This window comes from Terriglobia bacterium, from assembly GCA_035712365.1.
In the GTDB taxonomy this organism is placed as follows: Bacteria; Acidobacteriota; Terriglobia; order UBA7540; family UBA7540; genus SCRD01.
In genome coordinates this window covers 64,358-87,466 of record DASTAW010000003.1, presented here as the reverse complement: position 1 = coordinate 87,466, position 23,109 = coordinate 64,358, and the positions used below count along the sequence as shown (strand labels likewise).

Below are 23,109 nucleotides of genomic sequence, written 5' to 3'. Positions count from 1 at the left end.
TGTGGCAAATGTCATACTGGTTAATCCTTCCATGTCCACCGTGGGCTACAGTTTTATTACGCCGCGATGGCTTTTTGTTATCGCTCAGGCGACGCCCATCGATCTGGTCGGCAATCCGATCCTAGTGGATGAATCGATCGAAAAGTTTAATCCCAATATCGTCCATCCCGGGGATATCGTCGGCATCGGTATCACCACGGGCAACTGCATTCCTGGGTACCGGGTATTAAAGGAAGCGAAGTCTCGTGGTGCGACGGTCATTATGGGAGGGATTCACACCACAATTTTCCCTGAGGAACCTCTGAAAATGGGCGCGGACGCCGTGGTGACCGGCAGTGGGGAGGCTGTGTGGAGTCAGGCTGTCAAGCAGGCTCTGGAGAATCGTTTGCAGCGGAAGTACGCGGGCGGGCGAATCGCCGGAGAGGATATGCGCAAAGCAAGATGGGATTTGCTTGATGCCGCCAAGTACGTTTTCCCTTCCGTTCAAACTGTGGCGGGGTGTCCGGAGAACTGCAGCTTCTGCTCCGTCTGGGTGACGGAAGGGCGCAGACCCCGGCAGCGTCTAAGCGAAAAGGTCATTGAGGAAGTAAATGAGCTGCATGACCTGGGTTTTCGATATATCGTCTTCGCGGACGACAATTTCAACCCGGCGACCCTGGGAAGAATCGCACGCGAGCCCGGTGAAAACAAGAAACGTGAGTTCGAGAAAATCCGCGAGGAGCGTTTGAGGTTCTTTGAGGAATACGACTGCTCGGTGCCGAAAGACATGTACGCTTTTGCCCAGATGACAACCGAGGCGACAACCGATAAAGAATACCTTCAGGCGATGTACGAGAAGATGCGGATCAGAGTGGCGCTGATCGGAGTGGAGTCCTTTTCAGAAGAAGGATTGCGGAGTGCAGGAAAGCTGTGGAACCCGGTCGGGGAGAGAATGGTCCAGGCCATCCAGAAGATCCAGGACAGCGGCATTTTCGTTTTGAGCTCGATCATTTGCGGCCTGGAATCCGATACGATCCAGACCATCCGAACCATGAGGAATTTTGCGAAGGAGTCGGGCACCCTCTTCGCTCAATTCACGGTCTTTAACCCCTACCCCGGTACCAAGGACTTTTATGAGATGATGAGCGACCGGAAGAATCTTGCCAGGCCGGACTTCCATCCCAAACATAAGGCTCAAATCCTTTATGATGACTACTGGCTGAAACCGCTGAGGCCTGTTGACATCATCAAGCATCCCAACATTACCAAGAGTGACTTGCATACCGAGAATAAGAAATGCTGGGACGGTTTTTACTCATTGAGCGAAAGTCTCAAACGGACCCGGAGCGGAGCGGCCAAAGGATGGTCCATGCCCGCAAGGCTGACGTATCTCCTGGTCTGCCTGCTGTTCAAGCGAGCTTACGCGGGATACGGAATGGCGGCAGACAGCGTTCGAAGAAAGAAAAACGGGACGGTCACCAAACTGATGATCAAAGCCGCCGTGGGTGCCTTTAACCGCTATCACCGCGAGAAACAAATGCGGTTGAAGATGCGCGTGATTCCCACCACGCGGCCCGCCGCAGACGGCGCTTTTGGCCGCAGCGTAGATGCTGCTTTTGATGCCCGGCCAATTGCCGAAGAGTCTGGTTTCGAGTAAGGACCAGAGTTCGGCGCCAAGGAGGGCAGAACAACACATGTACGCGGGACAGCCAGGCTTGCCGGCCTGGTCCTGGGCATAATCCTCTTTAAGATGATCTCCGACATACTTCGGAAAGTTCAGATTAAGGGGCGACTCGGCTCCGCACGGATTTTTTAAAAAATTTCAACTTCACGACTTAACGGTTTTCCAGTGCCGCGTACAACTATTTGCCGCGGGTGGCGGGTTATTCGTGGGCGCGCTGGGATTTTACGGGCGCCTGGTAGCGCACGTTCAGGTAGGGAGTTTCGAGGTGCTTCTGCCCTTCCAACTTTGACGTCAGGCAGCTATCGAGAATTCCGCTCACCATCAGGGTCCGCTCCACCGGATAAGGGGCTTTGCCGGTTCGGAACATCTCCTCGATTTTGCTCACCAGGCAGGCACCCCCGGTCCCGCTGCTTAAAAGTGAGCCCGCTCCCCCTGTGGTGGTAATCACAAATGACCCACTAATTTTCCCGCCCGAGAAGTCAACCGCATTCGGCCATATCTTTTTATTATTCGCCGGAGCTGCAAAAACCACCACGGCGACAACCGCGAAGAGGACCGGAAAGACGTACTTAGCTGTAGAGGAAAGTCTGAATCCCATGAGTGATTCACCTCCGAAAGAATAATGTCCCGGCGCCCATCGCCCCGCTATTCGTAGATTTCCGCGACTGCAGTGGAACCGGTAAATAACACCCGCCCATCGGCCAGCCGGGTGGCGCGCCTGTCCGCACGGTCCACATTGGGACCGCCGGTGATGGTAAAGCTGGAGGCCGCCGGGTCGAACAGATCCGCCGTTGAGCCGACGACCAGCACTTTCCCGTCCAGAAGCAGCGTCGCGGAATGCTGGTACCGCGGCTCGCTCATCTTCTTTTCCGAGGAATAGCTCGAGGTGGCGGGATCGAAGACCACTGCCGTGTCGTAAATCAAGCCGTCCAAGTTGCAGTCGTCTTCGAATGCGCCCCCAGCGATCAACACTCGCCCGTCATTCAGCGTCGTGGCAGTGTGCTCCGCTCGAGCGCCTGGCAGGCTGAGACCGGCGCTGAAACTTTTGCTGGCTGGATCGAAGATGGCGGCCCCATCCTGCGTACCGGGGCAACTATCACTGTAGCCGCCAACCACCAGGACCCTGCCGTCGAGAAGCACACTCGCAGTGTGCCATGCCGCTTTATTTGGCATGTCTCCCGCCCTGGTGAAGGTCTGGGCAGTCGGGTCATAAATTTCCGCGGTCGCCACAGGATAAAATCCAAAGGCATCCGGGCCTGCTTGCTGGCCGCCGGCAATGAGCACTCGCCCGTCTCCCAACAGTGAAGCCGTGTGCGCACCCCGTTCCGCCACCATGTTTCCAACCTGGGTAAAGCCGCCGGTAGCGGGATCGTAAACCTCCGCGGTGGCGTTACGACCGCCGGTGACCAGCACCGTACCGTTATTCAGCAGAGTGGCGGTGTGGCCGGCCCGGGGGGAGGACATCGAGCCGGTCGCGGTGAAGGTCTCGGTGGCCGGATCGAATAATTCGGCGCTCGATAGACTATGACTGGAAGAACCGTCAACGTTTATTGAGATACCTCCCGCGATCAACACCTTGCCGCTGGGCAGCAGGGTGGCAGTATGGGCATAGCGCGGCTCCAACGTCGATGAGTTCAGCATCCTGAACCCATGGTCGGTTAAGATGACTGCGGCTGTCGCGGCCTTGGAAGGGTCGGCCACGGAGCGTGCGGTCACGTGGAAAGGGCCGCCGCTCATCGGCGCGGAGTAAACCCCGGCATCCGTGATGGTCCCGCCGGCAGACCCTTCCTCAACAGTCCAGGTCACATCCGTCACCACCGTCCCTTCTACGACGGCGGTGAACTGCTGTTGCCGTCCGAAGCGCGCCCCGGCGGTCGCAGGCAGGGACACGCTGACCGCTTTCACGGTGACCAGGGCGCTGGAGGACTTGCTCGGGTCGGCGACGCTGGTGGCGACGACATGAACGTCCATCGCCGCAGCCGGCGCCTTATACAAGCCAGCCGGCGTGATGGACCCTGCCGCGGCGCCTTCCTGAACGCTCCAGGTTACAGCTTGATTGCCGCCTCCAGTCACGCTGGCCGAGAACTGGAGGGTATCGCCCTGATCCACCGAAGTGGCTGCGGGTGAGACCTTGACGCTCACCGGAGCGGGTGTGCTCGGGTTGCTCGTTGAGTTCGCGGACCCTCCACCGCAGGCGGACAGCATGCCTATGGCAAGGAATGTTAGGGCCAACAGCGATGCTCTAGGGCTTGCCAGTTTGCGTCCCGGTACGCGGACCCTCTGTCTCGGTCTGGTGCTCATCGTTGTATCTCCTTTTTCTCAGATCAGCCTCTTCGACATATCCAGCTCGCTCTGGCCACCGCCGGCTGTGACCGTCACCTTCACATCGGGAAAAAGCGTTGCTGTAGGACTCTCGCGAGGGCAGCCATTTTGGACTGGACATACCCGTGAGTAATCCCGTCGAAGGATTTCGGTCGTAAGAAATTGAGACGGACCTGATTCAATTCAGGCGAACTTGATTGTTTTGCAATAGCCCTCCCCACGGCACAATCCAAATCCATTTTCGGAGTGCTGCCCGCAATACCGCTGACAATGAGGCCCGCCAGGAAACGGGTCAATGGATCGCATCTGACGAGTAACTGAAAAAAATCTGACGGGCTAATCTATTGATAAATAGAGGGTTGGGCTGAGCATGGGTCTCGTTGGCGGCTCTTGAATTCTGTTTATTTTGGTGTTAGAGTGGGCGCAAACGCTTTTTTACCCATGCCATCCTCCTTTCAGGCCCGGCGGATCAGGTTCGGCCACTTTGAAGTTGACTTGCATTCCCGGGAACTGCGCAAGCACGGGTCTAAAATCAGATTGCAGGAGCAGCCGTTCCAGGTGCTGGCAATCCTGCTGGAGCGGCCGGGAGAATTAGTCACCCGTGACGAGCTGCGCAGGAGGCTCTGGCTCCAGGACACGTTTGTAGACTTCGATGTAGGGTTGAACACTGCGATCAAGAGATTGCGCGACGCGCTCAACGAAAAGGCCGGAGGGCCGCGTTACATTGAAACCTTGCCGCGCCGAGGGTATCGATTAATCGCCCCAGTCGAGATTGTCGCTCCAGCCTCCTTACAGGCTGTCCCTCCGGTCATGGATAATGTTCCGCGGGTCGAACCGCCCGTCACTCAGAGCGGCGCAGAAAAAAGACGGTCCTTGCGACCGCTGTGGGTGGGCGCTTTTGTAGTGGCCGCGTTCCTCGCTATCCTTTTCGGATTAAATGTCGGAGGATTCCGAAAGGCCCTCACCCATAGACCCGGCGGGCCACGCATTCATTCTCTCCTTGTACTACCGTTTGAAAACCTTACCGGCGACCCCGCCCAGGAGTATTTTGCGGACGGGATGACCGATGCCTTGATCACGGACCTGGCAAAAATCCGAACCTTGCGGGTTGTTTCACGAACCTCGGCGATGCGCTACAAGAAGACTACTTTACCGCTCGCGAAGATTGCGCGCGACCTGAACGTCGATGAGGTGGTCGAAGGCTCGGTGGCGCGGTCAGGAAACAGGCTTCGCATTACCGCCCAGTTGATCGAGGTTGCAAATGATCGCCATATATGGGCCGAAAGCTACCAGCGTGACCTGAAGGACGAACTCGGTTTGCAGGATGAAGTGGCGCGCGCCATAGCCGGGCAGGTCCAGGCAGAGGTCTCTCCGTAGGAACGCGTGCTATTCGTGGGCGCGCTGGGATTTCACAGGCGCCTGATAGCGCACGTTCAGGTAGGGAGTTTCGAGGCGCTTTTGCCCATTGTACTTTGACGTCAGGCAGCTATCGAGAATTCCGCTCACCATCAGGGTCCGCTCCACCGGGTAAGGGGCTTTGCCGGTTCGGAACATCTCCTCGATTTTGCTCACCAGGCAGGCCGAATAGGTCACGTTGGGATTGGGGGAGAGAAAGAACTGCGTGGACTGAATCTGCGGCATGCCTTTCACGCGAGCGGCAAAGTTGAAGTCCGCGATGGCGCCGTTCAGCATCAGCAGCGTGGTGCGCAGGCCGTCGTTGTGCTCTATAAAATAGGCCCACGGGTCTTTCACCAGGCCTTCCAGCGTTCCGTTGGCCAGCAGGTCCTGGGTGCGACCGTCTTCAACGGTTAGGCCTTGGGGCGTGTCGCTGCGGGAGAGCGCGGCTTCGAGAAGGTCTCTCGACCATCGCCCTTCCCGGCCCGCTTTCCACACCGCATCGCCGGTGATCAACTGCACCGACTTCACTCCTGTCTCGCCGCCCTTGCGGCGTTCGATCATGCACTGCATACCTTCGAGCGCGTGGTAGTCCATGGCGTCCGAACCGCCCTCGCCCACCATCAGCGCCTCTTCAATCTCACAGCCCAGCGGCAGCTCGATGTCCGGCAGGCGCCAGGTGACTGGCAGGCTCGAGCCGGCCAGCATCGGGAACTTCATCCTGTGCCCGGCTGCAACCATCCACTGCGCTTTCTTGAAATCGTAGGAGAGGTTCTTGTCATTGTAGACGGGAACCACGCGCCCGTCCTTCTCGAACACGTCCACAACCTGCTTGAAGAACTCGTACCGCGGGTAGAGGATTTGTCCCTTTTCGTTCCGCGGATAGTTGCCGTGCTCGCCTATAATCAGCACCGCGTCCACGGCCAGCTTATCGCCACCGCACCGCAGCGCCTCGGCAATGGTGGGATAGACGGTAAAGCCGAACTCCTTGGCGCGCTCGGCGCTCAGATCGTTTTCGGGCTTCTGGTCAACGTAAAGCGCCACCACCTTCATGTCCGGGTGATGCCACTCGCCTGCATGCGGATAGCCCACCAGGAAGCGGTCTCCGATATGCTGGGCGTGCGACAGATAATAGTAAACGGTTGCTATGACGGCGATGCGCTGTGGCATGGCGCCTAGGTCCTCCAGAAAGTGGATTCTTTTGTTGACTGGTAGCTGATTTTCAGGTGGGGCGTTTCATAACGCGCCTTGCGATAGAGGCTTTCCATTCCAGCCGCCGTCAAGCCCGTGGTCAGCAGAGTGCGTTCCACCGGGTAGGAGGTGCGGCCGGTCAGTATCATCTTTTCCATGTGATGCACCAGCGGGCTGAAGAAATTTGCCAGCGTCGTGCGGCCGGGCGGCATGGGCAGATACATCTGCGTCGAGAAAATACCCGGGCGGCCGTCAATGCGGGCGGCGAAGTTGAAATCCTGCACGAGGCCGTTCATCAGCATCATGGTGCACCGCACGCCGTCCAGGTGCTCGTAGTGATAGGCCACGGGGTCCTTCACCAGCCGGCGCATCTCGTCGTCTGTGGGGTAGATGTCGTTGAAGGTTGGCCGGGCGGGTGTGAGCGTGTGGCTTCGGCAGAGGGCCGCTTTCATCAGGTCTTTTGACCAGACGCCTTCCTGATACGCTTTCCAGAAATCCTCTCCACGATAAGCTTGGAGCCATTTCACGCCTTGCTCGCCGCCCGTGCGCCGTTCCACCATGCATTGCAGCGTTTCAAGGCCATGGAAATCGTAGCTATCCACTCCACCGTATGCCACGCAAACCGCCTCTCGCACCCGGCCCTCGGACGGCATTTCAAACGACGGCGTGCGCCAGGTGACCGGCAGGCTCGAGCCGGCCATAAACGGAAATCCCATCTCGCGCGAGGTGTCATACATCTTCCGGGCCCAGTCCCAGTTCCAGGAAAGGTGCTTGTCATTGTAAACAGGCACAACGCGGCCGCTGGATTTGAACACCTTTATGATCTGCTCGAAGAACTGATAGCGGGGGTAAAGCGTCTGGTGTTTTTCATTCTGAGGATAATGGCCATGCTCGCCGACCAGGAGCACGGCATCCACGGCCAGCTTGCTGCCGCCCAGTGTGAGGGTCTCCTCGATGGTGGGGTAAAGCTTCATGCTGGGAAAAAGTTTGGCCCGCCCGCGGCCCAGATCGTCCTTGCCCACCTGGTCAACGTACAGGCCCACCAGGTCCATGGGCGGGTGATGCCACTGGCTGTTCCAGCCGTACCCAAACAGGAAGCGGTCCACAATATGCTGCGTGTGAGAATATTTGAAGTAGATGGTGGTGACCGCAGCAATCTTTGGCCGGGCGTTTCCCTTTCCCACGCCGGCAACAACTTTGGCCCATGCCTTGGGTCCGGCAGCGGAGGCCAGCATCCCCGCCAACCATTCACGCCGAGTCATCATTGAACACTCCCATGGAAACGTGACCGGATCGGTCCTGAACAAGCTGGATCGTCTTCAGAGGCTTTCGCGAAATTGCCGCGCAAGTTAAACAGCAAACTACTACAGCCTTAGGCAACCTGCAACTGTATTTTGGGGCCGGAGAGAGCCGGTGGATATCAATCGGAAGGCGGGCCGGGGCCGCTTTCGAGCTTAAATGATGGGTCCAGATTACGACGGCTGGTTTTTGGCGAGAGGCGGATGCTGTGCCAGCAGCCTTCTCATAGGTTCGCCAACAGAGGTCAGGAGAAGCACGCCAATAACAATGGCCATGGCGTCCCTCTGGGTTTGCATCAATCCCAGCGTAACGAGAAGGGACGTAGCCAGTGAAGCCGGCTGGCTTGCGTAAAGAGCCTGGGTGATCCCTGCGGTCAATGCGGCTGCGATGGCCGACGCCCACAGCCTCTGGGAGGAGACGTATCCGAGCGCCAGTATGTTCGGGCTGTGCCAGGCATTCAGGACCCACAACATGAAAAGCCCGGAGCCCAGCGCCACCAGGTGGCCTGTGATGATGTTGTAGGGTCGCGAGGACCTGGATCGCGGCAGTTCAACCTGCTCATACGCCGTAGGGCCCAGGCTCGCGAAAATGTAGGGCCCATGCGTGATCCAGGCGATGGCAGCAAGGACCAATATCAGCGCGCCTTCGCCCAAGGTTGAAATAACAAGGTTCTGCTTCCGCGATAATGGCGCCATACCTTGCGATTTGTCAGGTGTCATGGACGTTTTCCTTCAGGCGGGTAGCGCCTTCACGAGTCGCGAAGACACTCTGGAGAGTCAGGGTCAATTGTACATTATTCGAACCCGATCAGCAGGATGAACGCGGCGCCCAGGCGAGGGCTCCTGATGGTTGGCTGCGGCCATTCAGGGGTCTTGAAAATAAGGCCCTTAAGCTACAGCCACTCATTCATCGGAGCGCGTCATTTCATGTTCCTCCTCGGCATGACCGCACAATGAACAGTAGAGCTGCAGTTCATCCCGCTCGGTCTCTACGATCTCTTGCTCCGTCCCTTCGTAGTTATCCATGTCGAAGGCATAGCCAGGACAATCGCAGTCCGTGATGAGGCAGCGACGTTCTAATGGCATCTTTAAACCTCCAGGCGGATGTTGCGCCAGGCGCTTGATCGATGGGGCATTGCTCGAACCCACCGGACGCATGCGCCGCGCTTGCTTGCTCGTCGGTCTCTTGGGCCTCGCCTGCTTTCGGACTCGAAACAGGAACCCTGTATTGGGTTTCGGTCCAGACGGCGAAAGCGTCTCACCACCATCCGAACAGCAAGAGAATCAGCAGAATGACAAGAAGAAGACCGAGTCCGCCGCTTGGGTAATAACCCCAGCGGCGGCTGTAGGGCCAGGACGGTAAGGCGCCAATCAGTAACAGGAGCAAAATGACCACCACGACCGTGCCGAGCATCAGTGTCTCCTTTCTGCCGCATGTCCTGCTTGACTGCGAACCGCAGGATCGCTGTCCAGGACGCTGCCCCACTTTTGTGCTCCACGCTACTGCCTGCCCTCTACCGGGGCGAGCTTGCCCCTAACAATCTTCGACCGTAGACGCAGCCCAGTCGTCGGTTTGCTTCTCCGCTTCATCCCTGGCAATGCCGTAGCGTTCCTGCAATCTTCCGATCAGTTGATCTCTGTGGCCGGCGATCAGGTCAAGATCGTCATCCGTCAACCTGCCCCATTTTGCTCTTGCCGCTCCTCGCATTTGCTTCCATTTTCCTTCAACGCGGTCCCAGTTCAATTCTGGAATCTCCTTTCTTCATGGGATCTGCGCATCGCAACCTAATGCGCCCTGTGCCGAGAGAGATGTTTGATCAGAGTGAGCAGGAAAAGGATGAGAAACACGAAGAATAGAATCTTCGCGATGGTGGCCGCCGCGTAGGCCAACAGGCCAAAACCGAGAACGGCGGCAATGATCGCGATGATGAGAAAAACAACTGTGTAGTAGAGCACTTGTCCTCGCTGTTCGAAGGTGACGGAGGATTTTTCCTAAATCGCGTCACCCGACTCGCCCCGGCGCAGGGGCTGGTCTGTGCCGGCGTACCCAGCACTGGTCCCATGTGTGGTCGAGACATCGCTGGCGCCGGTGGATTGCAATATCTCGGTGGCTCGCCTGACGCAATCGGTGCCCTCGCAATCGACGGAAACAAAGATCTGGCCGTTCCAGATGTGCCTTTCTAGGCGCCTGGCTTCGAAGTTGAGGATTCCCAGCCCGCCGAGAGCTCCCGCAATTCCTCTCGTAACGCCCACCGATTCCGTCCCTGTAAACGCAGCCACGATCGGGCCGGCTGCAAGAAATGGCCCTGCGCCCGGAATGGCCAGAACGCCAATGGCGGTAAACCACGACAGGGCGCCGTCGTACGCTGCCCCTGAGGCGATTTCCGGAGCTTTTGTGGATTCCGCCGGAGCCAGGTGCTTTGAACCCAGGTTCTTTGGCATGAGCACCGAAATATCAGCATCGCGAAAGCCCTCAGTGCTGAAAGACCTGATAGCGTTTTCCAAATCGGCGTAAGTTGGATAGAGACCGAAGCTTGCGATCGTTTTCTCAGCCATGGTTGACCTCTTTCTGGCGAACCGGCATCGCTCAGCGTCAGGCTCGGCAAAAACAGCCGCCGTAGGCAAGGCGCCTGCATGGCCAGCAATAACTTCCGCCTTTTGTCACAGCTACGACCTGACTATAGGTGCCTCATGGCCTCATTACAATTCGTTAAAGATCGTATTCGGTTGATACGTAGAATTACTAGGAAGGGAACAAGGCCATTCTTTTTAGCTTAGATCGCGCAGAGCTTTTTGAGCCGCGTAATAGCCGCACATGCCATGCACGCCCCCGCCGGGAGGAGTCGAAGCCGAACAGAGATAAATCCCTCGTGCAGAAGTCCCATACAACTTGTAGCTCGGCCGCAGAATAGCCTGCCTGTAGGTCTGAGCGCCGCCGTTGATGCTGCCTCCGACCAGATTTGGATTGTGGCGCTCGAGCGCGGCAGGGTCCATGGTGTGGCGGGCAAGAACCAGCCGGCGGAACCCTGGCGCGAAACGCTCGATCTGGTTCTCGATGGTCTCAACCATCTCCACAGTGGATCCGTTTGGAACATGGCAGTAGGCCCAGGCGACGTGTTTGGAACCCGGAGCGCGGCTTGGATCGAATGAAGAGGGTTGCGACAGAATGACGAACGGATGAGGATCGATCTCGCCCCGCCAAATTGCTCTTTCTGAATTCTCAATTTCTTCAAACGTTCCTCCCAGATGGACCGTGCCTGCTGCATGGCAGACCTTGGCCGTCCACGGAATCGGTCCTGCAAGCGCCCAGTCAACCTTGTATACCCCAGGGCCGTACTCAAATTGCTCCAGGCACCGGCGGTAGCGAGGCCTGATCCGGGCGCCAGCCATCGCGAGAAGTTGGCGTGGCGACACATCGCACAGGATGACCTTGGCCGCCGCCAGTTCCTCCACGCTCTTCACGCTTTCCCCGGTTCGGATCTCGCCACCCAGGGAGCGCAGATGACCGGCCAGGGCATTTGCAATGGCCTGTGACCCACCGCGCGCGATGGGCCAGCCAACCGCGTGTCCGGCGGCCCCCAACAATAAGGCAAAGGCGGCGCTGGGGCCGCGCTCCAGAGGAAGCATGGAGTGGGCGGCAATACCTGCAAGGAGGGCCTTGGCGTGCGGGCCTCTGAACCTTCCGGCCAAACTCTTGACGTCCCGCCAGGCATTCCAGCCAAAGCGCGCCAGGGTCAGGGGATGCCTCGGAGCCCGCGGCGGCCCCAGCACATCCTGAATAAGATCAGACCAGTTCGCAGCCAGAGGCGACATCAATCGGCAATATTGGTCAGCGTCAGACCCGAGCGGCCCGCAGGTTTCTTCCATGGACCTCGACAGGATGGCCGCCGTACCATCGTCAAGCGGGTGTGCGAGCGCCAGTGGTGGCTGAATCCATTGCAATCCATGGGACGGCAGCGGAAGTGAGCTGAAAAAAGGGGAACTTGCGGCAAGAGGATGCACCGCCGAGCAGACATCATGCAGAAAACCCGGCAGCGTCAGTTCCATGGTCTGGGCCCCTCCGCCGATGCGAGGCTGAGCTTCGAGCACCAGCACCGATAGACCCGCCTGCGCCAGCCGGATGGCAGCGGCCAGCCCGTTTGGCCCAGAGCCTACGACGATTGCGTCATGGCTACCCACCCCGGAACCCCTTTAGCGGCTGCCTTATTGAACTAGTCCCATTCTGGCCCCTATCTGCATCTTACTCTCAGGAAGCCACGCTGAATTGATGAGTTCTGCCGGAAGGCAGCGGGCGGGGCAATGCTATGGCTAAGCTCAGCGCATACAAGAACAAAAGAGATTTTCGGAAAACGTCAGAGCCCTCCGGAACTCGCCGCATGCGTTCAGGCAGAAACCGTTTCGTAGTCCAGAAGCACGACGCATCACGCCTGCACTACGATTTTCGGCTGGAGGTTGGAGGAGTGCTGGTTTCATGGGCCGTGCCCAAGGGGCCGTCAATGAATCCCGGCGACAAAAGGCTGGCCATCCAGACGGAAGATCATCCGCTCGATTATATCGATTTCGAAGGCGTCATCCCGGAGAACAACTATGGCGCGGGACCCGTTGAAGTATGGGACAACGGGACCTACGAGGTGGAGGACGGCCTCGACGCCGAACGACAGATCACCAGGGGTGAGATCAAGTTCGTGCTGCACGGCCGAAAACTGCACGGCGGATTCGTCCTGGTTAGGACCTCGCGGCAAAGCAAGGACGGCAAATCATGGCTGATGATCAAGCACCGGGATGCCTCAGCCGATCCACGCTGGAACATTGACGATCGCGGTGAATCCGTCATCTCCGGCCGCAGCATTCGTGAAATAGAGGAGGATGTCCAGCCATTCGGCAGAGTTTCGCCCGAGTCCGTGGAAGGCGCGCGCAAAGCGCCAATACCGTCCCATGTCTCGCCCACATTGGCAGTTCTTGCCGAGCGTCCATTCTCCGACCCTGATTGGTTGTTCGAGATCAAATGGGATGGCGTCCGCGCCCTGGCCCGGGTAGATAAGAAGCGCCTGCAGCTTCGGTCGCGCCGGGACCAGAACATCACATCCAATTACCCGGAACTTGCGGGGCTCCCCCAGCGTCTGCGAGTTAAAGAGGCCATCCTTGACGGGGAAATTGTCGTTCTGGACGAATCGGGGCATAGCGACTTTGAGCGCCTGCAGTCACGGATGAACGTTAGCAACCCTTCGCCTTCGCTGGTGAAACAAAATCCGGTCACCTACTTTGTTTTCGACCTGCTCTACTGTGACGGATATGACCTCCGGCGCGCTGCCCTGGCCGAGCGCAAAAAGTTGCTCCGAGACGCCATCGAATTCACCCCGCCCATTATGTATTCGGACCACCAGATTGAGAAAGGAAAGGAACTCTTCGACCTGGCCAAAAAGAAAGGGCTCGAGGGCGTTATCGCGAAACAGATGCGGAGTCTATACCCCGGCGAGCGCACCAGCCAATGGCAAAAGTTCAAGACTGTCGAGGAACTGGACGCCGTGGTTGGAGGCTACACGGCTCCGCGAGGCGGCAGAACGCATTTTGGCGCGCTTCTGCTCGGACTTTACAGTGACCGCAAGTTGCTCTACGTCGGTGGTGTGGGAACCGGGTTTGACCAAGGGTATCGAAAAAAGATTTTTGACCTGATGGAGCGCCTGCGGACCCAGCATTGCCCATTTCAAGAACGCCCGGAGACAAAAGAGAAGGCTTACTGGATTAAACCCAAGCTGGTCGCGCGAATCAGATATGCCAACTGGACCCGCGAGAAACGCCTGCGGTCGCCCGTTTTCCTCGGCCTGTTGCCGGACCATAATCCACGGGAATGCCGGTTTGAAACCGAGGCATCGCCCAAGGCACAACGACCGGGGCCCAGCATCCAGCCGGCGCATCCGAAGGAATCGCGGTCCACCCGCCGCACCCCCACCAACGGAACGCTCACGAGAAAGCGCGACATTGAACATGAGCTATTCCACGGCCGCCGCGACGACATCAACATCAAGCTCGACGGCAAGCCGCTGCGATTGACACATCTGAACAAAATTTATTATCCGAAAACCGGCCATACCAAGCGTGACGTGATTGCCTATTACTACCGGGTGGCGCCGTTGGTTCTACCTTTTCTACGAGACCGGCCCTTGGTCCTGCGCCGCTATCCGGATGGCGCCGGAGGGAAAGCATTTTTCCAGAAAGAAGCTGGCGAGACCTACCCGTCCTGGATGGAAACCGTCGCAGTTAGATCCGAGGAAAACGGAGAGGTCACTCACTACTTCCTCGCGCAGGACGGCGCCTCTCTTCTGTTCCTCACCAATTTGGGCTGCATCGACCATAATCCCTGGTTCAGCCGCCGGGATGATCTGAAACACCCTGACTACTTTTTCTTCGATCTCGATCCGAGCGAAAGGACCAGCTTCAAAACGGTCATCACCATAGCGCGGGAAATTTATCGGGTACTCACCGAGCTTGGAGTACGCGCGTTTCTCAAGACTTCCGGCGCGACAGGATTTCACATCTACGTGCCCATCAAAAGAGAATATGACTATGAGCAGGTCCGAAATTTCGCGGAAATCGTCGGACAGGTCGCGTCAGGGAAGAGAGCAGCATTGGTCACGAGCAATCGCAGGGTATCAGAGCGCAAAGCCGGCACCGTTCTGATCGATGCCGCACAGAATTCCTACGGCCGTTCTCTTGCAGCTCCATACTCCCTGCGGGCGGTGCCCGGAGCATCGATTTCCTGCCCGGTCTCATCCGATGAGCTGACCGGCAGTCTGAAACCAGAGCGATTCAACCTGAATTCCATATTCAAGCGTCTGGAGAAGAAAGGCGACCTTTGGAAAGACTTCTGGAAAGCGCCCCAGCCGCTGACGAAGGCCATCGACCTGCTGGATGCCCGGCTCAAGCAGAGTTCCCGGTAAGAGATTTCGACAAGCCCCGGCACGATAACTGGACTCCGGCCTGAATCCTTTTGGTGTCGCCAAACATCCCATCTGGCGTAATAGAGCGGAGGAGAGTTATGCCTTCGACGACGTGGAAAGGGCACATCACCTTCGGCTTAGTCTCCATTCCAATAAAGCTGTATCCTGCTGCCCGAAAAGAAAAAATCGAATTTCATCAGATCCACAAAGCCTGCCAGACCAGGCTGCAGCGTCCACTTTACTGTCCTCACTGTAATCGGCAAGTTGACAATTCAGAAGTCGTCAAGGGTTATGAATACGAAAAGGGAAGATACTTGCTGATTGACAAGGAAGAGATCGAAAAGATGAAGCCGGAGACCGGCGGCACCATGGAGATCAGCGAGTTTGTGGAGCTTTCGGAAATCGACCCGCTTTACTACGAAACTTCCTATCTGGCGGTGCCCGATAAGTCAGGTGGAAAACCTTACAGGCTCCTGGTTGAGACCCTGGAGCAGACCAACAAGGCGGCCATAGCGACGTTCGTTATGTACCAGCGTTCGTACCTGGTGGTGATTCGTCCTCGCACTCACGGCTTGACCCTCCACACGATGTATTTTGCCAATGAGATCCGTGAGGTGGCGGAATACGGCCAGCAGGACGGTGAAGTGAACAAGCAGGAACTCAAATTGGCGAAGGAACTGATCGACAACCTTTCCGGACACTTCCAACCGGAGCAGTATCACGACAAATACCAGGAACAACTGCAGGCTTTGGTGGAGGCCAAGTTGAAGGGCAAACAAGTCCCTGTCACCGCCGAACGAAAACCGGCTCCAGTCATCAACATGATGGATGCGCTCAAGAAAAGCCTGGCGGAACAAGAACAGGCACGCCGGTCCGCCAAAGAATCCCGGCAAAAAGCCCGCAAGAAAGCCAGTTGATCTTCTGCTTCTTTCACTCGAGGGCTTCATCGTCCGGCGTGGCCGATTGCAGTTTCTGCGTAAAAAACCAGAAGCGAACCCTGGGCTGGCCCGTATGACGGGCGGGTGAGTTGCCCGATTCTGCAGACGGCATTCCCTCGATCGATCTTCATTCAGCAGTCATGTGAATTTTCCTGACCGAAGCATCAGCGGCGTCCGGCTGGTCCCCTGTTCAATCGAGTTGAAGCGATGTCATAATATCAGTGCCGAATCGTCTCAATGCGTCTGGATCACTTGTTACAGTGAGGGGCGCTGTGGCTCTGCCCTCAGGTTTTCCGTCACGGCCTTGGATTCGGTAAGTTCCAGTAAGGTGAGCATCATTGAGCCAGTTCTGCAATGACCCCATTTCAACCTCTGGTCATCTTCCCATTCGCATAAAATCGTTTTTGCTGGGCTTGTGGCGCTTGTACGGGCGTTTTGAGCGACCGATTTCGTCCCTCTCAATCGTAGGCGGATTCGCGTTCGACGCGCTCGCCCTGCGCCGCGTTGACGTGTTTTGGGATAATTTCTGGGTCGTTGCCCACCTTGCCATCGTGACGGCCTGCGTCGTCTGGATCAATCTGCTGGACGATTCCGCGGACGAGAGTGGAGCGCGGCCCGAAGCGAACCCGCGCAGACTTCACTTCTGGTTAGTAAACGTCATGCAGTTCTTCTTCGGAGGCATTCTTTCCGTCTATCTCGTTTTCTACTTCAGGAGCGGTACCATCACCACCAGTTGGCCTTTTCTTTCACTTCTTGCCCTGACGTTTATCGCCAACGGCTCTCTGAAACGACGATTTGCCCGCCTGTGGTTCCAGATCGCACTCTTGTTCCTGGCGATTTATGCTTTTGCTATTTACATGATGCCGATCCTCGTCCACGAAGTCAGCACAAGAGTATTCTGGCTAAGCAGCGCGGTCAGCGTGGGGGCGATTGCTGCCATCCTGCTCATTGTGGCGGTTCTCTCCCGCCGGCGCTTCGCAGGAGGACGTGGATGGTTCGTTTTCGGATCTCTGGCGGGCATTCTCGTTGTTGTGAACGGGCTGTACTTCCTCAACGTTATTCCGCCCCTTCCGTTATCCCTGAAGGAGGCTGGCGTCTACCACTCGATTGTCGCAAAAGGTCCCGGCGATTACACCGCGACCGTTGAACCTCACACAAACGCGCTGGCATCCATCGACTTTCTTGCCCGTTTTTTCGCCTTCACCGAGACCGTCCACATCACCCCCGGCGAGTCACTGGCGGTTTACACCGCGGTTTTTGCTCCGACCGCCCTCTCCATGAAGATCATCCATGAATGGCAATATTACGACCCGACGAGAGGCGCCTGGACCACCCGGCACCGCGTTCCGCTTACCGTGGTAGGCGGGAGAGGAGGCGGCTACCGGACGTTCTCCAGAGAGTCTGGCATCACCCCCGGTCGGTGGCGGGTGAATGTGGAAACGCAAACCGGCCGGCTGATTGGGCGCTTGAATTTCGACGCTATCGTACAGAAAGAAGAGCCGCCACTCCTGCAAGAAATAATCAGTTAGTCCGTCGTAATGGAGAATTCCAGAGTCTTCTCTTTGCGCACCAGTGCGTTTTTTGAGACGCCGGAATCGCTGTCGCTCCGCTGCTTTGGTTGGTTCTGAGCCTGTGAGGTTTTTTTCTCCACACCCGCGAATACCGTGGAATTTTTCCCGGTCTGCGAGTACGTCTTTCTTAGGTATTTTGACTGGCTGCCGGGAGACCAAGCTGCTGTCTGGCCTCTAACCGCTTGATCTGCATACTCCAGTTTGCCTCGCCGTCATGGAAGGGAACGTGCTCGTTGTTCGATGGGACTCAATCGAACACTTGCTCTGGCAGGGCCGCTCTTGCTCCGAATTCGCGGAGAAGGCCGGGGTGCCGCCAGAGCAGAAGATTGATCGAGGGTTGAGTCCGCAAGGCCCGTTGTAGCTAATGAGGAAATGTTGGATGAACAATGAGAGCCACGGAGCGGAGTCGCGCTGGTCATCAGCAAAAGCAGATCCACGAGGCCCGGCAGCGCGCTTGGGGAGCAGGGACAGGATGAAAGGAGATTGAAAAATGAAAACGATATTGATTGCGTTTCTGATGCTCGCTCCATGGTCCGGAGCGTTTGCGAAGGACAGCAAGCTTCAGCAGAATGACCAGTTGAGAAAAGCTTCCATGGTGATGAACGAAATCATGCAGACACCCGACAAGGGTATCCCGCACGATCTGCTCGATACGGCAGTGTGCGTGGGGATTGTGCCCTCCGAGATCAAAGCTGCTTTCGGTGTGGGAGGCACCTATGGAAAAGGGGTGCTGGTATGCCGCGAACACGGAAACGGCAACTGGGGCGCGCCTTCTCTGTTCACCCTGGGGGGCGGAAGCTTTGGGTTCCAGATTGGCGCCAAGGCCACCGACGTGGTGTTTCTGGTGATGAACCAGAAGGGCGCACAAAAACTGCTGCAGGATAAGGTCAAGCTCGGTGCGGATGCTTCGGTTGCGGCAGGGCCGGTGGGCCGTACGGCGGCAGGGGAGACCGATCTCAAGCTCCACGCCGAAATCCTGAGCTATTCTCGCTCGCGCGGAGCTTTTGCGGGCGTAGCTTTAAGCGGGGCCGTCCTGAAGCAGGATACGGACGACAACACAGCCCTTTATGGTCATCCCGTCGAGCCCAGAACCATTCTCTTCAGCGGCACGGTGAAACCGCCGACAGAGGCGGCCCAGCAACTCGCCGCCACACTGGCCAAGTATTCGCCGCATGGCGGGAAACAAGCGGAAGAGTCTTCGCTTTAACCAGCGGCCTGAGTTCGCCGCGCAACCCAGTGCTGCCCGGCAAGGCGGAAGCTCTGCCGGGCAGCAAATCTGTAACGTAAGCACAAGGGGCAATGGAAAGCGCTTCAGGGCGGTGCTGATGAAACCTCATGGCGAGCCTCGAAGCGGGAAAGGAGAAATCGAATGCTGGTATTCATTTTCGTCCTCCTGCTGGCCCTTTGGCTGATCGGCATGATCAGCTCGTACACGCTCGGCGGATTTATTCACATCTTGCTGCTCATCGCGATCGTGGTTTTACTGGTCCGAATAATTCAGGGCCGCAGGGTGGTCTGAGATTTCCAAGATAGCTTGTCAGGCCTCGCGTTCGCTTATGGAAGTCTGGCTATCCGTTCTGGTCGTAATTCCCCCAGGAAGAGGCGGCCAGACTTCTTCACACTCATCGGTTCCATATTTGTGATTACTGCATTCACCAGACAGATAACGTCTGTAGATCGCGGATCTGTTCCTCCTGCAAAAATCACCGCGTAAACTTCGTACGATCTCTTCGGCATTGAAGGCAGTACCCTCAGTTCTATAACATCTATCAAGACGAACAAGAAGGAATGCAAGTGGCAAGGCAGCCCTTCGCAACAGCTGGAAAAGCATATGAGGCGATATCCGGGGCGAGTGGGGTGATCTTCGCACAACCGATGGAAGCCAAGCGCTCCCGACAGCGTTCCCAGTCCACTGCGGCACAGCGTATGTCCGATCGCGCGTTTGAAAGCAGACCCCAGAAGGCGGCGCAGCGGAACAAGGAGGTATCAAAGAAATCACTATTTGCGGCTTGCCTTTGGCTTGCTGCATGTCATTCCGAGCCGAGCGAGAGTTAGTACTGGCACTGTAAGCCTCCTTAGGCACCTGCCGGGGATTGCCTTTCGTATAGGCCTTTATGCCAGTGGAGGACGGACGGCCCGGAATGACATGCAACAGGCCAAATGCGGCTGATAGGAACCTGCCAGATTGCACTCTGCCCCGGGGCATTGTGAGTCAGGGACCTCGATGGTTGGCCGAGAACGAAAGGCGGCAAGGTGGACATGGGCTGTTACCAGAACCACTAGAGCCGTTTCATCGACTGTCGTGCCAAGACTGCCTTCCATCAGCCTTGGTTCGGAGAATAGGCAATACAGTACCGGCCTGCAATTCGTAGATCGCTTTCTAACCAAGTTATCGCAATCGATCGACGTTGTCCGCGTGAGAGACTGGCGGTAAAGGTGCATCGTTCCACTAGAATTGCGAGTCCCCAGAAATTCAGGTTAGCCAAAAGTGATGCACTCAATCTGTGTCTGGCAGACCAACGTCAGGTTACAGCATCTCTCGCAGCCCCTACCTTGGGAGCCGAGCAATCGCGTCAATTTCCACCCGCATTCCTTCGCCAAGGCCTGACTGAACTGTGGTCCGCGCCGGACGAACCCCCGTGAAGAACTCCGCATAGACGCCGTTAAACCGATCGAAATCGCTGATGTCGCTCAGATGACACGTGCATTTCACCACATGAGAAAAGTTGCAGCCGGCGGCTTCAAGAATCTTACCGATGTGCGTGAGCGTCAGACGAGTTTGCTCCTCGACGGTGCCGTGGACAATGGCTCCGGTTCTCATGTCAAGCGGGCCTTGACCGCTGATGTAGAGCCATCCATCAATCAACACAGCCGCCGAGTAGGCCCCAGTCGAAACCTTCTTTTCGGGGTGCTTAATTTCAGACTTTGCCATGAGCCATGCCTCCGGTGCTGTGGAAGATTTCACTTCTTCCCCGGTCTCGCCGCCTCTTAACAAGCAGGGCTTCTCTGCGGAAGGTGAAGTGATCGTCAGCTCGCCCGGCCCTTGATTCCCGTGTTCAACAAATCAAGTGCTGATGGTTGGCAGCCGCGACTTCACTGGGGGCGGGCTTTCCTTCTCCCACACCGTAATCAGCAGGGTGCTGCCGAGAATGATGATTCCCCCGACCAGCGCCAGCGGGGCCAATCGTTCTCCCAGCCAGACGACCGCAATCGGAATGCCGAAAAATGTGATCAGGTAGTTCGAAAGGGCCGCCTGGATGGCATCCAGTTGCTTGAGCGCCTTCAGGAACAGCACCATCGACAGGAAGTTGTGAAAGAATGTCAGCAGCGCCAGCCCCACCCAGGTCCTGGCGGTGAAGCTCGGGATGCGCTGGAACACGCTCGATTCTTCGGCCAAGACGAGCGGCGTCATGAGAATGAACATTCCCACGTAGGTGTAGAAAAGGACCTCCAGCGGCGAGTACCTTTCAAGCACCTTCTTGCTGTAAGAATTGTAGAAGGCGCTGCCCAACGTCCCAAAGAAGATCAGCGCGTTCCCCAGCAGGTAACCCTTGCCGAAGTTCATGTGCCGGAAGTCCAGGTTGGAGCACATCAGAACGCCCGCAATTGCCAGGGCAAAACTGATCCAGCGGACCCGCGTCATTTTCTCGTGGAGAAATATGTAGGCTAGAATGGCGGTCGATACCGGCAGCGTCAGCATCAATAATGCCGCGTTGCTCGCCAGCGACCAGCGGGTGCCCCAGGTGATAAAGACCTGCCCGGGAAATATCCCCAGCAGTGCGAGAAGAAAGAAAGCGAGCAAGTCGCTCCTGAATCGCCCGCCCTGTGGGTGATACCCGCGCCGTTCACCCGCAACCATTGGAATGAGCATGATAGTAGCTAGCGTCATCGGTCCCCAAACCGTGAACAGGGCGCCGACCTGGTCCTGTACCAATTTGACGCACGTGAACTGCAAGGCCCACATCAGATTGCACGCGAAGAGCAAAAGCCAGGAACGCATTGGACCTACCTTGCTAAAATCGAAGCGAATGTCTCGTGGAAGGCTCGGAGTGTAGCTTCCACGTCATCTGCAGTGTGCGCGAACGAAATCGAGCACTGCTTGGTCGCCAGGGGAAAGAAATAAATACCACGATCGATAAGTCCTTGGCGCATAGCTCCATCCAGTTCAAAGTCGTGATTCGATGCCAGATCGTGCCAGTCCTGCGGACAGTGATCCATGAAGTACACACAAAAAGCCGAACCTTGCCTCGCCACCACAGCTTTAAGGCCGAACCTACGCAGGGCAGCTTCAATTCCTCCCTGGACTTTATCCCCTAAGCGTTCAACGTGCTTGTAAACCTCCCCGTCATTCATGAGCAGGCGCTCGATGGTCGCGATAGCAGCGGCTGTCGGGATTGGATGGGCATTATAAGTTCCTGCCAGCAGAACACGCTTCGAAGCATCAGGGTGGACGAACCAGTCCATCAGTTCCTTTTTGCCGCCTAAGGCAGCGATCGGATAACCATTTGCGAGCGCTTTGCCGTATACGACCAAGTCGGGCGCCACTTTCGCGATTTGCGCATAACCGCCAATGCTGTGCCGGAATCCTGTCTTGATTTCATCAAAAATCAGGATGAATCCGTACTGGTCCGCCAGCCTCCTCAAACCCTGCAAGTATCCGGGCAGCGGTTTGATGATCCCAACGTTTTGAAGAGTAGGCTCTGTAATCAGGGCAGCAATGGAATGCTTCCTGCAGACGCATTCGACCGATTCCAGATCGTTGAAATTGACCGGATGAACCAGCGCCTGGTGAGACAGGGGGATGCCAGCGCTGATCGGCTCGTAACGATATTCGCCGGGAGAAATACGAGCGCCCAGCCGCTCCAGCGGAGTCATGAGATTACAACAGACGTCGTTGTGCCAGCCGTTGTATCCGCCCTGCATGACAATGATGTCGTCCCGGCCGGTGACCGCCCGGGCAAGCCGGATGGCCTGATAAGTGGCCTCGCTCCCTGAATTCAGGAATTGAACGCTCTCGACCCATGGAATGTGTCGGCAGATCAGCTCCGCAAGCCGGCCTTCCAGGACGGTCGTGCCGGATCCGTAAAGGCTGGCACGTTCCCGTAGGACGCGAAGCACAGCCTCGGTTACATAAGGGTCGTTGTGGCCCAGAAAATGCGGCGCGAAGGCTGCATGGTAATCGATATACCGGTTACCATCGGCATCCCAAACGTAAGCGCCCTCACCTTTGACAAAAACGATTTCAGGGAGTGTGGCCCGGTTTACCGAAACCACTCCCCCGCTAATGAAATTGCGGTTCTTGGCGAGAACTTCCTCCGACTTTTTGTATTTCTCCATTTGACCTAAAACCTTGGAACAAAATGTTGCTACTGGAAATGCGCTTTTTGCAGGTCGGGAACCACCTGTTTACCTATCTCGTTTCTCGGGCCTCATCCCGGCATGGCCAGCAACGCTGTGCCACAATGCGAAATGGCCCTCAGGAATACACGTAATCACTTAACTGGCGAACGCACAAATCGGCATCGCCAAGGCCAATTAGTTCCCTAAGCTCCCGTTGAGCGCTTCCGGCGGGTTCGGGACCACTTCTCTCGCAGAGTCGTTTTACCTGGCCCAGTCGGTTTTGGTCCGCCGGGCCGAGCCTCATCGAGACGATTTTTGATGCCGGTTTACGCCGGGCCGCAGTCCAGCACTTCCAGGCCTCCTACGATCAAACCATGGCACATTGCCAGCAGACTGTGCTGACCGCATTCCAACAAGGAATCGATCCTTATCTAATCTTTCATGATTTCTCCT

General features: G+C 57.0%; 21 protein-coding genes. 7 read left to right on the top strand and 14 right to left on the bottom strand.

What is annotated here, in order from left to right; genetic code table 11:
* Position 1: 1 nt before the first annotated feature.
* Positions 2-1,636, top strand: a complete 1,635-nt coding sequence (locus VFQ24_01080; protein ID HET9176934.1) for a radical SAM protein — start codon at positions 2-4, stop codon at positions 1,634-1,636.
* Between the two features lie 226 nt (positions 1,637-1,862).
* Here VFQ24_01080 and VFQ24_01075 read toward each other — a convergent pair whose 3' ends face one another.
* Both VFQ24_01075 and VFQ24_01070 read right to left on the bottom strand, forming a co-directional pair.
* Positions 1,863-2,261 (bottom strand): hypothetical protein, encoded by a 399-nt coding sequence (locus VFQ24_01075; GenBank protein HET9176933.1) that lies wholly within the window; start codon positions 2,259-2,261, stop codon positions 1,863-1,865.
* A gap of 47 nt (positions 2,262-2,308) precedes the next feature.
* On the bottom strand, positions 2,309-3,964 hold the full coding sequence (locus VFQ24_01070) for a kelch repeat-containing protein (protein ID HET9176932.1): 1,656 nt from the start codon (positions 3,962-3,964) through the stop codon (positions 2,309-2,311).
* Between the two features lie 462 nt (positions 3,965-4,426).
* Here VFQ24_01070 and VFQ24_01065 point away from each other — a divergent pair, with 462 nt between their 5' ends.
* Positions 4,427-5,362 carry a winged helix-turn-helix domain-containing protein gene (locus VFQ24_01065; protein ID HET9176931.1) on the top strand — a complete coding sequence of 312 codons (936 nt, stop codon included), beginning with the start codon at positions 4,427-4,429 and terminating at the stop codon, positions 5,360-5,362.
* Positions 5,363-5,371: 9 nt separating this feature from the next.
* Here VFQ24_01065 and VFQ24_01060 read toward each other — a convergent pair whose 3' ends face one another.
* From VFQ24_01060 to VFQ24_01020, 9 genes are all read right to left on the bottom strand, one after another.
* Positions 5,372-6,550, bottom strand: coding sequence for a hypothetical protein (locus VFQ24_01060; GenBank protein ID HET9176930.1), 1,179 nt, complete (start codon positions 6,548-6,550; stop codon positions 5,372-5,374).
* A gap of 5 nt (positions 6,551-6,555) precedes the next feature.
* A complete protein-coding gene (locus tag VFQ24_01055) occupies positions 6,556-7,836 on the bottom strand; it encodes a hypothetical protein (protein ID HET9176929.1) in 1,281 nt (426 codons plus the stop codon).
* 207 nt (positions 7,837-8,043) lie between these two features.
* On the bottom strand, positions 8,044-8,589 hold the full coding sequence (locus VFQ24_01050) for an HPP family protein (protein HET9176928.1): 546 nt from the start codon (positions 8,587-8,589) through the stop codon (positions 8,044-8,046).
* A 183-nt stretch (positions 8,590-8,772) separates the two neighbouring features.
* A complete protein-coding gene (locus tag VFQ24_01045; protein ID HET9176927.1) occupies positions 8,773-8,955 on the bottom strand; it encodes a hypothetical protein in 183 nt (60 codons plus the stop codon).
* Positions 8,956-9,127: 172 nt separating this feature from the next.
* Positions 9,128-9,283, bottom strand: coding sequence for a DUF3309 family protein (locus VFQ24_01040; protein HET9176926.1), 156 nt, complete (start codon positions 9,281-9,283; stop codon positions 9,128-9,130).
* A 120-nt stretch (positions 9,284-9,403) separates the two neighbouring features.
* Positions 9,404-9,613, bottom strand: a complete 210-nt coding sequence (locus VFQ24_01035) for a CsbD family protein (GenBank protein HET9176925.1) — start codon at positions 9,611-9,613, stop codon at positions 9,404-9,406.
* A 41-nt stretch (positions 9,614-9,654) separates the two neighbouring features.
* Positions 9,655-9,825 (bottom strand): DUF1328 family protein, encoded by a 171-nt coding sequence (locus VFQ24_01030; protein ID HET9176924.1) that lies wholly within the window; start codon positions 9,823-9,825, stop codon positions 9,655-9,657.
* A gap of 36 nt (positions 9,826-9,861) precedes the next feature.
* Entirely contained in the window at positions 9,862-10,425 is a 564-nt protein-coding gene (locus tag VFQ24_01025; protein ID HET9176923.1) for a DUF3341 domain-containing protein, read from the bottom strand.
* A 213-nt stretch (positions 10,426-10,638) separates the two neighbouring features.
* Positions 10,639-12,048 (bottom strand): NAD(P)/FAD-dependent oxidoreductase, encoded by a 1,410-nt coding sequence (locus VFQ24_01020; protein ID HET9176922.1) that lies wholly within the window; start codon positions 12,046-12,048, stop codon positions 10,639-10,641.
* Between the two features lie 125 nt (positions 12,049-12,173).
* Here VFQ24_01020 and ligD point away from each other — a divergent pair, with 125 nt between their 5' ends.
* The 5 genes from ligD to VFQ24_00995 all read left to right on the top strand — a co-directional run bounded on the left by ligD (position 12,174) and on the right by VFQ24_00995 (position 18,835).
* Entirely contained in the window at positions 12,174-14,807 is a 2,634-nt protein-coding gene (gene ligD / locus VFQ24_01015; GenBank protein ID HET9176921.1) for a DNA ligase D, read from the top strand.
* A gap of 98 nt (positions 14,808-14,905) precedes the next feature.
* The gene (locus VFQ24_01010; protein HET9176920.1) at positions 14,906-15,724 is read left to right on the top strand and encodes a Ku protein; all 819 of its coding nucleotides are present in this window, start codon (positions 14,906-14,908) and stop codon (positions 15,722-15,724) included.
* A gap of 359 nt (positions 15,725-16,083) precedes the next feature.
* The gene (locus tag VFQ24_01005) at positions 16,084-17,274 is read left to right on the top strand and encodes a DUF2914 domain-containing protein (GenBank protein HET9176919.1); all 1,191 of its coding nucleotides are present in this window, start codon (positions 16,084-16,086) and stop codon (positions 17,272-17,274) included.
* Positions 17,275-17,806: 532 nt separating this feature from the next.
* On the top strand, positions 17,807-18,523 hold the full coding sequence (locus VFQ24_01000; protein ID HET9176918.1) for a lipid-binding SYLF domain-containing protein: 717 nt from the start codon (positions 17,807-17,809) through the stop codon (positions 18,521-18,523).
* Between the two features lie 162 nt (positions 18,524-18,685).
* Positions 18,686-18,835, top strand: a complete 150-nt coding sequence (locus VFQ24_00995; protein HET9176917.1) for a lmo0937 family membrane protein — start codon at positions 18,686-18,688, stop codon at positions 18,833-18,835.
* A 1,029-nt stretch (positions 18,836-19,864) separates the two neighbouring features.
* Here VFQ24_00995 and VFQ24_00990 read toward each other — a convergent pair.
* From VFQ24_00990 to VFQ24_00980, 3 genes are all read right to left on the bottom strand, one after another.
* On the bottom strand, positions 19,865-20,248 hold the full coding sequence (locus VFQ24_00990; GenBank protein HET9176916.1) for a RidA family protein: 384 nt from the start codon (positions 20,246-20,248) through the stop codon (positions 19,865-19,867).
* Positions 20,249-20,380: 132 nt separating this feature from the next.
* Complete coding sequence (locus VFQ24_00985; GenBank protein ID HET9176915.1) at positions 20,381-21,316, bottom strand: DMT family transporter; 936 nt, start codon at positions 21,314-21,316, stop codon at positions 20,381-20,383.
* Between the two features lie 5 nt (positions 21,317-21,321).
* Complete coding sequence (locus VFQ24_00980) at positions 21,322-22,653, bottom strand: aspartate aminotransferase family protein (protein ID HET9176914.1); 1,332 nt, start codon at positions 22,651-22,653, stop codon at positions 21,322-21,324.
* Positions 22,654-23,109 lie beyond the last annotated feature (456 nt).